Below are 14,321 nucleotides of genomic sequence, written 5' to 3' on the forward strand. Positions count from 1 at the left end.
GGGGATGCTCGGTCAGTACGCCTGCTGGATGATCGCCGCGACCTTGCCGACGTCATCGTTCGCTTCGAAGACCCCGGGCATGCCCTCGTAGAAGCCCTGGTTCACGATGATCGTGAAGGCCAGGTTGCGGCCGGACTCGGTGACCATGACGCCGCCGAGGGTCTTGGTGCCGAGCCGGAGCCTGCCGTTGAACGCGTCGGCGCTCGCGAGGGTTCCCGTCTTCGCGAAGACCTTCCCCGCGGCGGGACTGTCCTTCTGCACGTCGGCGAGCGACCCGTCGACGCCGAGGATCGGCATCGTGTCGCGCCACCGCTCGGCGTCGGGACGCTCCGCCATGAGGCTCTGGATCTGCACCGCGTTCTTCGGGGTGATGTAGTTGCCTTCGAGCCCGGAGCCGTCGACGAGGGAGGCGCCCGTCGTGTCGAGGCCTGCCTCGGCCCAGATGGCTTGCGCGACCCGCATGCCGTCCTTATTGCAGTCGGTCTTGCCCGCGTCGACCGCGAGGCGGCAGACGAGGGTCTGCGCGCCACGGTTGTAGCTGACCTTCATGACGTAGGTGATCTCCTCGGCGAGCGGCAGCGACTCGAGCTCCGCGACCGCGGGGAGCGCCTCGACGGCGTCCCAGTTCGGGAGGGCCGACTTCGCGTTCTCCGCGAAGGGGTCGGCGCTGACAGTGACCCCCGCGCGCTCCAGGGCTTCGATGAACGCCGTGCGGGCGAAGGTCGACGGGTCGTCGAACTCGAACACCCGTAGCACGGGGGCGGCGTCCGCGGCGATCGTGCCGGTCACGACGATCGTGTTCGGATCGCTCGCAGACAGCTCGGGTGCCTCGACCTTGTACTCCTCACCCGCTGGCACCGTCTCCACCTGGAGGTCGAGCGCCCACTTTCCGACGGCGGGTGTAAGCGCAGCGGTTGCCGGCGAGCCCGCCTCCCCCGGCGTGACGAGCACGTCGAGGAGGTTCTGGTTGATGACGATGGGGGTGATCGGCTGCTCGGCGAGCGTGCCCTGGAACAGGCGGTCGTCGATGATCACGTCACCGCTGACGGTCGTGATCCCGGACGCCTTCACCTGCGCGGCCAGCTCGTCGAGGCCCGTGAGGGGATCCTCGGGCGTGAGCGTCGCCCCCGGCAGGGGGTTCGCGTCGTTGTGGTCGAGGTTCGCGAAGCTGACGCTGCCGTCGTCCTTCGTGCGTCCGCCCATCGTCAGATCCCCCTGCCCGACCAGCACAAGATCACCGTCGAGCGTTCCCGCCGTGACCTCGCCCGACTGCTTCACGGGCGTCACAACCGTGTGGTCCGGCCCCCACTTCACCCACGCAGCGCCAGCGCTGTACGTCTTCACGAAGGAGCCCGGCTCGGCGAGCTTCTCGCCGTCCAAGTCGACGAGCACCTCGCCCGTGTCCAGATCCTCGACCGCGATCGACCAGCGGCCGCTCGCGAACTGCGGCTGATTCATGACCTCGAGTGCCGCATCCGGAAGCCCCGGGACGGACACGAGCGTCGTCCCGTCCCACACCGGGACGTCCGCATCGTTCGCGTCGGCCGCGACGCACCCCGTGAGCAGCAGCATCGCGACGGCCCCCGCCGTCAGGACGCGGGCGCCGCGGCCGAACCCTGCTCCGCGTGCTCGCCCGGCAACACCGTCGGCGATCACGCGCCCGCTCCGTTCGCGAGGACCTCAGCGAGGGCGCGGAAGGCGATATCCGCCGGATGCCCAGCAGGGCTGTCCGACTCGTTCATGTAGACGACGATGCTCGCGCCCGTCGCGGGATCGTGGAAGGTGGCGGCCGTGAAGCCGAGCCCCTCGCCGTTATGGCCGAGCCACCCGTTCGTCTCCCCCATCCCCACCGCATACAGGTCGTAGGGCGGCTTCGGAATCTCATGGCCCACCTGGCGAAGCTCCTGCGTCTCCGGCTTCAACAGTGATCCCGAACCGAGCGTCTCCGCCCAGGCACGCCCATCCTCGAGCGTCGAGAAGAGCGAGCCGGCGGCGCCGAGAATCGACGGGTTCTCGCTCTGCACGACGGGCTTGCCGTCGTCGATGACGTAGCCCGTGGGATGCGGTTGCGCCCAGTCGTCCACGTCGGTCAGGTACGTCGTGCCCGTCTGCCCGAGCGGGGTGAGGATGCGCGCGTCGAGCGCATCCGCGTACGGCTCGCCCGTGACCTTCTCGACGACCGCGCCGAGCAGGTTCGTGTTGGCGTTCGTGTACAAGTACTCGGCGCCGGGCTCGAACCGCGCCGGCTGATCGACGACGGGGGCGTTCAGCTCCTCGAGGGTGTAGATCTTCGTCGGGTCGGAGAGGAACTCATCCTGGAAGGCCTCCGTGACGTAGTCGGCGTTCCCGCTCGACATGTTCGCGAGCTGCAGGAGCGTGATCCTGTCGCCGTTCGTGATGCCCTCGACGTACTGATCGATGGTGTCGTCGAGGCTCAGCTTGCCCTCGTCGGCGAGCTGCAGGATGAGCGTGACCGTGTACGACTTCGTGATGCTGCGGATCGGCCACGACATGTCCGTCGTGACGGGCGTGCCGTCCTCGACGTTCGCGAGTCCCGTGGCCGTCGTCCACGAGCCCTGGCCCGGGATCCACACCCCGGCGGCCGCACCTGGCACCTCGAGCTCGGCCATCACCGCGTCGAGGGCAGCCTGCAGACCGTCCTGGAGTTCCGCGGGCAGTTCGCCGTCCGGCGCGGCGGGGCGCGTGACCTCGGGAGCCGTCGGGTCAGTCGCGCTCCCCGCGCCGTCACCGCCGGCAGACGTGCATCCGCTCGCCAACAGGCCGATGGCAGCGGCCATCGCCGCCATGCCGAGAAGACGAGCAGATCGGGGTGCTCTGGATGCTTGGGATGCTCTGGAGGGGGCTTGGGGGCTGCGCATGATTCCTCATTCGTCGAGGTTCCCTGAGAGACGTCGGGAAGATCACATCTCAGGAATCACACTCGCCGATGCGGGCACGCGCGACAATGGACCTAGGTCCCTGTTGAGCTGGTGTGCCGCACGCGTCGCGCGCGTGCTGGCAGGATGCCCGTATGACAGTGCTCCTCGACCAGGTCGTCATGACCGACTACGGACTCTTCTACCTGACGTGGGAGGCGTTCGATTACGACGGCGAGCTCGCGCCCCACTTCGCCGGGCAGCAGAACGGTTGGGTTGGGGCCGCACTGCCCGGCATGCTGTTCGTCTGCCTCGCACGTCGCGCGGGAGGGTCCGCGGTGAAGATCGAGCTGCTCGAGGCGCGCCCGCAGCTCGACGCCCCCGGCGAAGACTGCGTCGAAGTCTCCGTGACGCTCACCGACGACCGAGAAGTGTGGTGGAGCGGCTTCACCGGCATGGACGCAGGTGCGTTCGATCTGCCCGGTGGCACATACAGGCTCCGCGTGACTGCCCGAGGACGCGACGCGGGCCATGACGGCGAATTCGAAGACGAAGTGGTCGACTCGTACTTGCTGCAGCTCTGGTCAGCGCCCGTCGAGCACGACGAGATCGTTCGAACGGGCAGCACCGATGCGCGCTATTGGAATGACGCCTGGGGAACTCCCCAGGGCGAGACGGCGCCCACTCGAAGCTGAGGAGAGACCCGTCTTACTGTCCCAAGTCAGCCGGACGGGTTCTCGACCGGGAAGCCCTCGGCATCCGTGCCAGCTTCGGGGTCGACCTCACTCGGCGGGGTGGGCGCGCTCTCGTGTCGAGCTGCGTCCGGGTCGCCGCGGTCCTCGCCCACAGCGCGGACGCTTCGCAGCGCATCCCGCTCGGCGGCCTCGGCCGCCTCCGCGGCGCTCTGGCCCTCGTCGGACGTGTTTTCACCTGTTGGCTCATAGGTCATGGACCGGACGCTACGCGACGAACATCCACCAGCCGCAGGGGTTGCGCCGAAGCGCTTCCGGTGCTGCGTGCGCCGGTCAGCGGCGGCCGGCGCCCTGGCTGTCGACCTCGGCTGCCAAGACCTGCGCGTCTCGTCGGCGTCGTTCAGCCTCACGGTAGACGACCCACAGGAGCGCGGTCGGCAGGATGAGCAGGATGCGCAGGAGCACATCCCCGGTCTGGAAGGACGCGCCGACGACAAGCACCGACAGCAGCACGAGCCCCGCGAGGATCCAGCGGCGAGTGGTGGCGTCTTCCATGTTGGCCTCCGGTCTTGGATGTCGTGGCTCGCGCTCCGGTCGCGCTCCCCCAGAAATCACGTTCGCAGCAGTCAACCAGGCGCAGCTCCGAGTTGGCTCCGCTGGCGCCGTCGCACCTGGGCAGGCCCGGGTCTGGCCGCACTCAGGCCGTCTCGGTCCGCACGGCCTCGATGTGCATCGCCGTCTGCTGGAGCGCCGAACGCAGCGTGAAGCCCTCGAGACTCGCCCAGCCGGCCGACCACGTGAGGCGAGAGGCGATCTCGAAGATCGAGGCGTCGGGCGATGCTTCGAGGGCGCCGGCGACCTCATCGGTGCGGCGCTGGTGGTGGCGCGCATGCTCACCGCAGCGTTCGGCAAGCCCCACGAACCGGTAGCCGTGCCCCGGCACGGCCTCGTCGACGCCGAGCTCGACGATGCGCCGCAGCGAGTGCTGGTACTGGAGCACCGGGTTGTTGCCATCGTCGCCGCCGAGGCCGAGGCCCGGGTGCAGCACGGGCGAGACATGGTCGCCGGTGAACACCAGCCGGGCCTCCTCCTCGACGATCGACAGGTGCCCGGGCGTGTGGCCCGGGGTGTGGACGGCACGCAGCCGCCTGCCGGGCACGTCGAGCAGCTGCGCGTCATCGACAAGCACGTCAGCGCGCAGCGAGACCGGCGTCGCCGACCGCCCGACGAGCCGAAGGATCTCCGGGCGGCGATCGACCGGCACACCCCAGTCGACGAGCCTGGCCGTCTCGACCTCGACGCTCGGCACGTCCGCAGCCAGCGCATCGAGCGCCGCCTGCTCGGCACGGTGCAGCACGATCGGCGCACCCGTCGCGTCCCGGAGCCGCTCGGCCAGACCGAGGTGATCGTGATGCAGGTGCGTCGCGATGATCGACCGCACCTGGTCGAGCCGGTGGCCGGTCGCCGCGATGGCACTGGCGAGCACGGCAAGGTTTCCGTCGGAGTCTGAGCCGGGGTCGATGACGTGCACGCCACCCGCGTCGTCGGCGATCACCGAAGCGAGCGTGCACGGGATGCGGCCGCCGGGCGTCGGCCCCGCGGGCATCGGGCTGCCCACCGTCCAGATCCCGTCCCGCACCGCCTCGAGGGGCGCCACGGCTCCGTCGTGCCAGGCCGCTTCCTGCGCGGCGCTGCTCGCCGCGACGCTCGAGCCGCTCATGCCGCGGTCACCTGTTCTGGCGGAGCTCCGTGCCAAGTGCATCCCATGCCAGAAGCCTAGGACGCGGACGCGCGCGTAGACACCGGCAGTAACTCCGACACCGACAGCGCGCGTGGGGCGGGCGTGCGGGCGCGGACGCCGCCCGAAGCTCCAAGCCGGAGACCTCCGTGACCAACTTCAGTGCCAGAACGGCCCAAACCGCCCTTGGAACAGCGAGGAAGCGCGATTCTGCACTGAAGTTGGTCAGCACCCGGCGAGAGCGAGCCAGCGGACGCGGACGCGGACGCGGACGCGCGAGCAGTCCGCTAGCGGCGCACCGCGAACATCGAGACGAGCTCGTAGACGACGTGCGCCGCGGCGACGCCCGTGAGCTCGGCGTGGTCGTAGGCCGGCGACACCTCGACGACATCTGCGCCGACGACGTTGAGGTCCGCGAGACCACGCAGGATCTCGAGCAGCTCGCGACTCGTCATACCGCCAGCCTCCGGCGTCCCGGTGCCGGGCGCGTGCGCCGGGTCGAGCACATCGATGTCGATGGAGATGTACAGCGGGCGATCCCCGATGCGCTGCCGAAGCTGCTGCACGACCGCATCCGCTCCGCGCCGGTAGATGTCGGCCGAGCTGACGATGCCGAACCCGAAGCGCTCGTCGTCCTCGAGGTCCTGCTTGCCGTACAGCGGGCCGCGCGTGCCGACGTGGCTGAGCGCGTCCGTGTCGAGGAGCCCTTCCTCGAAGGCCCGGCGGAACGGGGTGCCGTGTGTGTACGCCGCACCGAAGTACGTGTCCCACGTGTCGAGGTGCGCGTCGAAGTGCAGCATCGCGACGGGGCCGTGGATGCGCGCCATGTTGCGCAGGAGCGGCAGCGCGATCGTGTGGTCGCCGCCGATCGTGACGATCTTCGCGCCCGTGTCGCTGAGGGCCTTCGCTGCCCGTTCCACCGTCCCAAGCGCTTCCTCGATGTCGAACGGGTTGACGGCGACGTCGCCGGCGTCGGCGACCTGCTGCGCTGCGAACGGCGACACGTCGAGCGTCGGGTGGTAGGGGCGCAGGAGGCGGCTCGACTGGCGCACGTGCGCCGGACCGAAGCGAGCACCGGGGCGGTACGAGACGCCGCTGTCGAACGGGACCCCGAGGATCGCCACGTCGAGCTTCTCGACTTCGTCGACCCTCGGCAGCAGCGCGAAGGTCGCGGGCCCTGCGAAGCGAGGAACCTGCGCCGAATCGGTCGGTCCGACGTTGCCGTCCTGCGTCACCCGAGCGGGGTTCATCCAGAAGAAATCGTTGCTCACTGTAGGGCCTCCTTGCCGCGTGCTTCTCCCCAGAAGCTAGCGAAAAAGACCTCAGACCAAGCGCACACTTTGCACCAGGTGCTTCAAGCTTCGGTGCGAATCGCACGCACAGTTCTCCCGCCGGATGCCCCATGCCACGCCACCCGGCCACCCTCGCTACCCCGCCGACGCTACCTCGCCACCCCGCCGCGGTCGCCCCCTCTCCCTCACCCTCGCCACGCCACACCGGAGCGATCGCTGCCCGGCGAGTCGCCCTCTGGCGCTGGCGCTAGGGGGCGACTCGCCGGGCAGCGATGAACGGGCGGGAGCGGTGGAGCAGGGGTCAGGCAGGGACAGGGCGGGGCAGGGTCAGGAGAGGTGGCCGGTGACGAGGCGCCGCACGACTCCGGTGAGGACGTCGAGACCGGCGACGAGGTCCGCGGGCTCCGTGTACTCCCCCTCGTTGTGCGAGATGCCGTCGACGGAGGGCACGAACAGCATGACCGTCGGCACGAGCTCCTTCATGTTCGTCGAGTCGTGGCCGGCGACGGTCATGATCTCGTCGTTCGAGAGGCCGAGTTCCTCGGCGACGGAGCGGGCCAGATCGACGCCGCCTGGCTGGTACGGGTTGACGTCCCACGAGTGCGACAGGGTGCGCTCGATCTCGACGTGGGCCTTCGCCTCGATCTCCGCGAAGCGCGCGTCCAGGACGGCGTTGGCCTCGGCGAGCAGGGCTTCGTCGTCGCTGCGCAGGTCGAGCAGCAGCGTCACCTCGCTCGCGACGACGACGGGCGAGTTCGGGTAGACGTCGAGCTGCCCGACGGCCGTGTGCAGCTTGCCGGGGAAGCGTTCGGTGAGCTCGCGCGCGAAGACGACGAGCAGGGAGGCGCCGTAGAGCGCATCCTTGCGGTCTTCCATGACGGTCGCCCCCGAGTGGGCCTGCTCGCCCTTGACGACGACCCGGTACTTGCTGGCAGCCCAGGTCGCGGTGACGAGTCCGATGGTCGTGCCGGCGTTCTCGAGCAGGCGGCCCTGCTCGATGTGGATCTCTGCGCACAGCGCCGCGACGGGACCGGTGCCCTCGCCGAGGAAGCCGGTGGGCCGCAGCGCCTCCTCGACGCTGATGCCGGCCTTGTCACGGACGGCGAGGGCCTTCTCGAGCGGCAGCACGCCCGTGTAGACGGACGATCCCATCATGGAGGGCACGAAACGCGAGCCCTCCTCGTTGAACCAGTTGACGACGGCGACGTTGTACTTCACGCCGTCGATGCCGCCGGCGGCTGCCTCGTCGGCGATGCGGAACGCCGCGTGCGCCGCGGCGAGCACGCCGTAGGCGCCGTCGTACTTGCCGGCGGTCGGCTGCGAGTCCATGTGCGAGCCGATGAGCACGAACGGCGCGCCGGGGACGAGCTCGAGGAGGCCGAACTGGTTGCCGATCCGGTCGTACTCGACGGTGAAGCCGCGCCCTTCGAGCAGCGCCTGGAACCAGCGGCGCTGCGCGTTGTCGGCGTCGCTCGCGGCCTGGCGGTCGACGCCGCCGTGCCCCGTCGCCCCGAACTCGCCCATCGTGTCGAAGTCGCGCAGGAAGCTCTCGTGCGCGGCGGCGGGGGTGGATGCTGTTGCGTCTGCCTGCGCGTGCGGCAGGCCGGGCTTGTCTGTCATGAAGTGCTCCCGGTGGGGTCGGCTGGTGCGCCGAGCTCGGCGATGATGTTGAGCGCTGGCTGCGATTCGTAGCCGGCGAGTGCAGCGTCCGACCACCAGGCCGTGTGCGGAGTGATGAGCGTGCCGGGGTCGGTGCGCATGGCGTCGCTCGGGTGCGGGGGCTCCCCGTCGAGGACGTCGGCGGCGTAGGTACGCAGGGAGCCGTCAGCCAGGGCGGCCTGAACGGCGGCCTCGTCGACGAGGCCAGCCCGCGAGACGTTGACGACGACGGCGCCGTCCGGCAGGAGGGCGAGTGCCTCGGCGCCGATGATGCCCCTCGACTCTGGGGTGAGCGGCAGGTGGAGGCTCAACGAGTCGGAGGAGCGCAGGAGCTCCTCGAGGGAGCCGACGAGCTCGACGCCGTCCGGTGCCGCCTGCGCGTAGGGGTCGAAGGCGAGGATGCGACCGAAGCTGGGGCGCGCGATCTCGGCGAGCCTGCCGCCGATGCGGCCCAGCCCGACAAGACCGAGCGTGAGCGTGCTGAGGCGTCGCGGCACACGGAGGCGCTCGGTGGCCTCGTCCGTCCACTCTCCGCTCCGCACGAGCTGCAGGCTCCGCAGCAGGGAGCGCTCCGCGGCGAGCAGCAGCGTGAGCGCGTGCGCCGCGACCTCCTCAGTCGCGACCCCAGCAAGGGTCACGATCTTCACGCCTCTGGCGGCGGCCGCATCCGCGTCGATCATGTCGGTGCCGACGGAGCTCGTCGCGAGGAGCCGGAGCGATGGGAGCTGCGCGAGCACGTCCGCCGTGATGCGGGCGTAGCCGACGACCGCGGCGACGGCGGCGAGGTGCTCGCGGGGCACGACCGCGTCGGGTCCCGGTGCGGTCGGCAGCTCGAGGTGGGCGGTTGCGTAGCCCGCTTCCCGCAGGAGCCTCGAGGCGGGTTCCTGCGAGAGGTCGGTCGTGTCGGTGAAGATCACCAGTGGACGCGTCATGTCAGCCCGCCTACTTGAGCACGCGCGCCAGGAAGCGCTTCGTGCGTTCGTGCCTGGGGTTCTGGATGACGTCCTCCGGGGCGCCCTCCTCGACGATGACGCCACCGTCCATGAACACGACACGGTCGCAGACGTCGCGCGCGAAGCCGATCTCGTGCGTGACGACGACCATGGTCATGCCCTCCTTGGCGAGCTTCGTCATGACCTGCAGCACCTCGCCGACGAGCTCCGGGTCGAGTGCCGAGGTGGGCTCGTCGAAGAGCAGCACGCTGGGCTTCATGGCGAGCGCACGGGCGATCGCGACCCGCTGCTGCTGCCCGCCGGAGAGCTGCGACGGGTAGTTGTCGCCCTTGTCGGCGAGGCCGACCTGCTCGAGCAGCTCCTTGGCGGCAGCGATGGCCGCCGACTTCTTGTGTCCGAGGATCTGCACGGGCGATTCGATGATGTTCTCGATCGCCGTCATGTGCGGGAACAGGTTGAAGCGCTGGAAGACCATGCCGATGTCCCGACGGCGCTTCGCGATCTCGTTCGGCCGCAGCTCGTAGAGCTTGCCGTTCTTCTCCTTGTAGCCGACGGGCTCCCCCGCCACCCTGATGACGCCGCGGTCGGCGGTCTCGAGGTGGTTGAGGCAGCGCAGGAGCGTCGACTTCCCGGAGCCTGACGGACCGAGGATGCTGACGACCTCGCCGGCGTGCACGTCGAGCGAGATGTCCTTGAGTACTTCGACGCTGCCGAACGACTTCGCGACGTTGCGCAGCTCGATCATGGGTGCGGTGGATGCGGATGCGGGCATCAGCGGATTGCCTCTCTGCTTGTTCCTGCAGACCTGCGGTTGGGCAGAATCGAGGTGAGCACTCGCTTCCACACGGGTTCCGGGGTCGTGAAGCCGCGGGACTTGCCGAGCTTGCGCTCGAGGAAGCCCTGGCCGATGCTCGCGATCGAGGTGAGGATCAGGTACCAGATGCTCGCGACGAGCAGCATCTCCATGCGGCTGAAGTCGGCGGCGCCGATCTGCTGGGCTCGCGTGAGGAGGTCTCCAGCGCCGATCACCGACACGAGCGACGTCTCCTTGAGGAGCGTGACGAGCTCGTTGCCCATGGGCGGCACGATGGAGCGCAGCGCCTGCGGGAGGATGATGCGGAACATGATCTTGCCCTGCGTCATGCCGAGCGCCTCCGCCGCCTCCTTCTGGCCAGGGTCGATGGAGATGATGCCACCGCGGATGATCTCCGACATGTAGGCGGACTCGTTGGCCGCGAGGCCGAGGACTGCCGCGGTGAGCGGCAGGATGAGGGCGTTCGTGTCGAGCTGGATGAAGATCAGGTCGATCTGCGGGAAGAACAGCGCGAGGTTGAACCAGATGAGGATCTGCACCAGGATCGGCGTCCCGCGGAAGATCCAGACGAATCCGCTCGAGATGGCGCGAAGCACTCCGTTGCTGGAGATGCGCATCACGGCGAGGGTGATGCCGCCGATGATGCCGAGGATCATGCTCACCACGGTCAGCATGATGGTGATGAGGAGGCCCTGCATGATGGCCTCTGCGAAGACTCTCGAGCCGACCTTCTCCCAGCGGATGCTCGATCCCGTCGCGACGTCGTAGACGAGCTTCGCGAGGAAGAGGAGCACGATCGCGGCGAAGATCCATTGGCCGTAGTGCCGCAGCGGGACGATTTTGGGGGCGTCGGCCGCGGGCGCGGCGGGGGCGGTGGTGACCGCTCCCGTCGCGCCCGTGGAGGGGCCGGTCGAGGTGTTCACTGTTCTTCAGCTCCGTTGTTGTTCGTCAGTCTCCGCGGGGCCTATTCGGCGCCGTTGATCGTGACTTCCTCGACGGCTCCGCCTTCCTGACCGTGGGAGGTCAGGATCTCGGTGTAGGTGCCGTCGTCGATGAGGGACTGGACCGCCGCCTGGATGGCTGCGCTCAGCTGGTTGTCCTTCGCGACTGCCATGCCGAGGGGCTCTGGCTGGAAGGGCTCCTCGTTGGCGAGCTCGAAGCCGCTTGCCTGCTCGACGTTGTAGCTCGCGACCGGGTACTGGCTGACCGACGCTGCTGCGCGGCCGGACTGCACCTGGATGAGGGCGTCGTTGTCGGTGGCCTGCGCGGAGATCTCGATGGGGCTCGATGCGCAGATGTCGGTGTTGAAGGCTTCTAGGATGCCCTGCTGCGCGGAGTCGCGGAGCACGGAGACGGCCTTGCCGCAGAGGTCGGCCTCGGCGGTGATGCCCTCCGGGTTGCCTTCTGCGACGACGATGCCCTGGCCGGCGTTGAAGTAGTCGACGAAGTCGTAGTTCTCCTGGCGCTCGGGGGTGTCGGTCATGGCGGCGACGACGACGTCGTAGCGTGCCGTGTCCAGCGACGGGAGGAGCGTGTCGAATGCGACGTTCTCGATCTGGACCTCGAGGCCGAGCTTCTGCCCGACGGCCTTGATGAGGTCCATGTCGAGGCCGATGACGGTGGCGCCGTCGGCGTCGAGGTACTCGTAGGGCGGGTAGTACGCCTCGGTGCCGACCGTGAGGGTGCCGGCGTCGGCGATCTCCTGCGGGAGGAGCGCGACGGCCGCCTCGTCGACGGCGACCTCGGAGACGTCGGCCTCCGGCGCGTCACCGGACGAGCATCCGGCGAGCAGTGCGGTGAGGGCGACGAACGAGGCGCCAGCCAGGCCCGCCTTCATGAGCTTCTTGGATGCCATGTGAATTTCTCCTTCTCTTGATCACCAGCAGTGATCATCTGTAGGCAACATGCGTAATCTAGGAGGCAACTTGCCGCCGGAGGCGCCAAGTCACGCAGGGTTTACAAGGGCGTTACGTGCCGAGCGATCGCTCGGTCTGTGCCGGTGAACGACAGTAGTGGGTCAGGCAAGGTCAGGTCGTGCCTCCCCACGCGGCAGGGGCGAGCACCCAGAGGAGTTCGACCCCCTCTGTCGAGTCGCGCGTGTGCCACGTGTGCGGCTCGCGACCGTCGAGCGTTATCGAGTCCCCGGATTCGAGTTCCCACGTCTCGGAGGCGAGCACCACCGTGATCGACCCGCGCAGCACGTGCAGGAAATCGACCTCGCAGTTCACGGAGTACAGCTCCTCCCCGCCGGTTCCGGACATGCCGGCGTCGACGCGGGAGCGCACGACCTGGAAGCGCGGGTCGTTGCGGGGGCTGAGCAGGCGCTCGTACACGTTGGTGCCGCCGAGGTTGATCTGCGGTGCGTCGTCGAAGCGGACGAGCTGCGCATCCGGTGCGCTGAAGAGCTCGCCGACCTCGATATTGAGCACGTCGCAGAGCAGCACGAGCGTGGAGACGCTCGGCGACGTCTGGTCGCGCTCGACACGGCTGAGGAAGCTCTTGCTGAGCCCCGTCGCGCTGGCGAGCTGCTCGATCGTCATCTGGCGAAGCTGGCGCACCGACCGGAGCCTGCCGCCGATGGCGGCGGGCTCGTTGCGCGGCACGACGGGCAGGGCTCTCATCGGTGGACCGCCGGCCGGTGGGTGTGGGTCGCCTCGAACAGCTCGAGGGTGGCGGGCAGCACGAGCACGCGGGGCCCGGGGGTGCGGATGCTCGCGGCGAGCTCGTCGGCGAGCGTGTCCAGCTCCACAGCCCTCGACTCGATGCCGAACGCGCGCGCCACCGCCAGGTAGTCGGGGCCCGTGAGCTCGGTCGCCGTGGCCCGCCCGTAGGCCTCGTTCATGTAGCCGCGCAGCACGCCGTAGCCGCCGTCGTCGACGACGAGCCAGGTCACGCTGAGCTGCGATTGCGCGAGTGTGGACAGCTCGGCGACACCGTAGAGTCCTCCGCCGTCGCCGGAGATCGCGACGACGGGGGCGCCGTTCGGCGTCTCGCGCGAGCGGGAGGCGAAGGAGGCGCCGATGGCCGCCGGCAGCCCGAAGCCGAGCCCGCCGCACTGCCCGTTCTCGTACACGCCGCCGCGCGCATCCCACGCCGACCAGGCCCAGTAGGCGCTGATCGTCATGTCCCAGAAGGTCGCGACCTCGTCGGGGATGGCCGAGCGCAGGGTGCCCATGAGCTCCCGCTCCGTGGCGAGGGGCTGCGCGTCGAGCCGGCCGCGCACGGTCGCGAGGAGCTCGTCGATGGCGGGGCGCGCATCCGCTCGCTCTCCGAGCTCGCTCGCGCGGAGGCGGTCGAGGACTCCCTGCAGCGCCAGGCCGGCGTCGGAGCGGAGCGTGATCGTGCCCTCGTGGTTCGCGCCGAGCACACGCGCGTCGGCGTCGATGTGGATGACGGTGCCCGTCGGGGCGAGTCGGAAGTAGTTCGACGAGAGTTCGCTCAGGCCCGTGCCGACGACGAGCAGCACGTCGGCGGCTTCGAGGAACTCGGTGGTCGCGATGTCCTCGATCCACCCCTCGGCCGAGAGCGGATGCGCCCACGGGAAGGCGCTGCGGCCGCCGTAGGTCGTGACGACGGGGGCCTGCAGCTGCTCGGCGAGCTGCTCGAGCAGCTCCCCGGCGCCGGAGCGGACGACGCCCCCGCCCGCGTAGATGCGCGGCGTCGAGGACTCGGCGAGGAGCCTCGCGACGGCGTCGAGCTGCGCACCCGTGGCCTCTGGAGCGAGCGCGTACGCCTCCGCCGCGAGGCCGCCGAGCTGCCCGTCCGCGAGCTCGACGCTCGCCTGCTGCACGTCGTGCGGCACCTCGACGTAGACGGGGCCAGCGGGGGCGCTCTGCGCCGTGCGCCACGCCTCGACGAGGGTCGGCACGATCTGGTCGACCGAGCGGATGCTCCACGTGCCCTTGGCGATGCCGCGGAAGTGCGACTCCTGGTCGCGCAGCTCGTGCAGGTAGCCGTGGGCCTGGCCGCCGATACCGGGAGTCGGCACCTGCGCCGAGATGAGCAGCACGGGCGAGCTCGCCGTCGCCGCCTCCTGCAGACCGGGAAGCGCCGTCAGCGCTCCGGGGCCGGCCGAGAGCAGGAGCGGAGTGACCGTTCCGGTGACGCGTGCATGCCCATCCGCCATGAACGCCGCGTTGTTCTCGACCCGCGCGCCGAGGTAGTCGAGCGACGAGTCGCCGAGCGCGTCGAACATGGGCAGCGCGTGCTGGCCGGGCAGCCCGACCACTCGCTCAGCGCCGAGCGCCTCGAGCGTTCGAATGACGAGCTCCCCGCCGGTGACGTTCTCTGACATCGC

At 69.5% G+C, this 14,321-nt stretch carries 14 protein-coding genes; 1 reads left to right on the forward strand and 13 read right to left on the reverse strand.

The window, feature by feature from the left end; translation table 11 throughout:
* Positions 1-12: 12 nt before the first annotated feature.
* Entirely contained in the window at positions 13-1,656 is a 1,644-nt protein-coding gene (dacB, locus tag C5E05_RS14115) for a D-alanyl-D-alanine carboxypeptidase/D-alanyl-D-alanine-endopeptidase (protein ID WP_219819540.1), read from the reverse strand.
* A complete protein-coding gene (locus C5E05_RS14120) occupies positions 1,653-2,879 on the reverse strand; it encodes a serine hydrolase (protein WP_104342270.1) in 1,227 nt (408 codons plus the stop codon). The genes dacB and C5E05_RS14120 overlap by 4 nt, the downstream gene beginning before the upstream one ends.
* 152 nt (positions 2,880-3,031) lie before the next feature.
* On the opposite strand from C5E05_RS14120, the gene C5E05_RS14125 reads away from it, so the two are divergent.
* Positions 3,032-3,571 (forward strand): hypothetical protein, encoded by a 540-nt coding sequence (locus tag C5E05_RS14125; RefSeq protein ID WP_104342271.1) that lies wholly within the window; start codon positions 3,032-3,034, stop codon positions 3,569-3,571.
* Positions 3,572-3,597: 26 nt separating this feature from the next.
* On the opposite strand, the gene C5E05_RS14130 is transcribed toward C5E05_RS14125, so the two are convergent.
* The 11 genes from C5E05_RS14130 to C5E05_RS14185 form a co-directional block, all read right to left on the reverse strand.
* Complete coding sequence (locus C5E05_RS14130; protein WP_104306419.1) at positions 3,598-3,825, reverse strand: hypothetical protein; 228 nt, start codon at positions 3,823-3,825, stop codon at positions 3,598-3,600.
* 76 nt (positions 3,826-3,901) lie between these two features.
* Entirely contained in the window at positions 3,902-4,123 is a 222-nt protein-coding gene (locus C5E05_RS14135) for a hypothetical protein (RefSeq protein ID WP_104342272.1), read from the reverse strand.
* Between the two features lie 142 nt (positions 4,124-4,265).
* Positions 4,266-5,288 carry an MBL fold metallo-hydrolase gene (locus tag C5E05_RS14140; protein WP_258064881.1) on the reverse strand — a complete coding sequence of 341 codons (1,023 nt, stop codon included), beginning with the start codon at positions 5,286-5,288 and terminating at the stop codon, positions 4,266-4,268.
* A gap of 305 nt (positions 5,289-5,593) precedes the next feature.
* Entirely contained in the window at positions 5,594-6,556 is a 963-nt protein-coding gene (speB, locus tag C5E05_RS14145) for an agmatinase (RefSeq protein WP_104342317.1), read from the reverse strand.
* Positions 6,557-6,925: 369 nt separating this feature from the next.
* A complete protein-coding gene (locus C5E05_RS14150; RefSeq protein WP_104342273.1) occupies positions 6,926-8,218 on the reverse strand; it encodes a M20 family metallo-hydrolase in 1,293 nt (430 codons plus the stop codon).
* Positions 8,215-9,189 (reverse strand): NAD(P)-dependent oxidoreductase, encoded by a 975-nt coding sequence (locus C5E05_RS14155; RefSeq protein ID WP_104242193.1) that lies wholly within the window; start codon positions 9,187-9,189, stop codon positions 8,215-8,217. Before C5E05_RS14155 ends, C5E05_RS14150 begins: the two co-directional genes overlap by 4 nt.
* Positions 9,190-9,199: 10 nt before the next feature.
* On the reverse strand, positions 9,200-9,982 hold the full coding sequence (locus C5E05_RS14160; RefSeq protein WP_308471710.1) for an amino acid ABC transporter ATP-binding protein: 783 nt from the start codon (positions 9,980-9,982) through the stop codon (positions 9,200-9,202).
* Entirely contained in the window at positions 9,982-10,947 is a 966-nt protein-coding gene (locus tag C5E05_RS14165) for an amino acid ABC transporter permease (protein ID WP_104242195.1), read from the reverse strand. The genes C5E05_RS14160 and C5E05_RS14165 overlap by 1 nt, the downstream gene beginning before the upstream one ends.
* 41 nt (positions 10,948-10,988) lie before the next feature.
* Positions 10,989-11,879: an ABC transporter substrate-binding protein gene (locus C5E05_RS14175; RefSeq protein WP_104242197.1), complete on the reverse strand. Its 891-nt coding sequence runs from the start codon at positions 11,877-11,879 to the stop codon at positions 10,989-10,991.
* A 172-nt stretch (positions 11,880-12,051) separates the two neighbouring features.
* Positions 12,052-12,645, reverse strand: coding sequence for a helix-turn-helix domain-containing protein (locus C5E05_RS14180; protein WP_104242199.1), 594 nt, complete (start codon positions 12,643-12,645; stop codon positions 12,052-12,054).
* A complete protein-coding gene (locus C5E05_RS14185; RefSeq protein WP_104342274.1) occupies positions 12,642-14,318 on the reverse strand; it encodes a thiamine pyrophosphate-binding protein in 1,677 nt (558 codons plus the stop codon). Before C5E05_RS14185 ends, C5E05_RS14180 begins: the two co-directional genes overlap by 4 nt.
* Between the last annotated feature and the right edge of the window lie 3 nt (positions 14,319-14,321).

It is taken from the genome of Pseudoclavibacter sp. AY1H1 (assembly GCF_002931055.1).
In the GTDB taxonomy this organism is placed as follows: Bacteria; Actinomycetota; Actinomycetes; order Actinomycetales; family Microbacteriaceae; genus Pseudoclavibacter.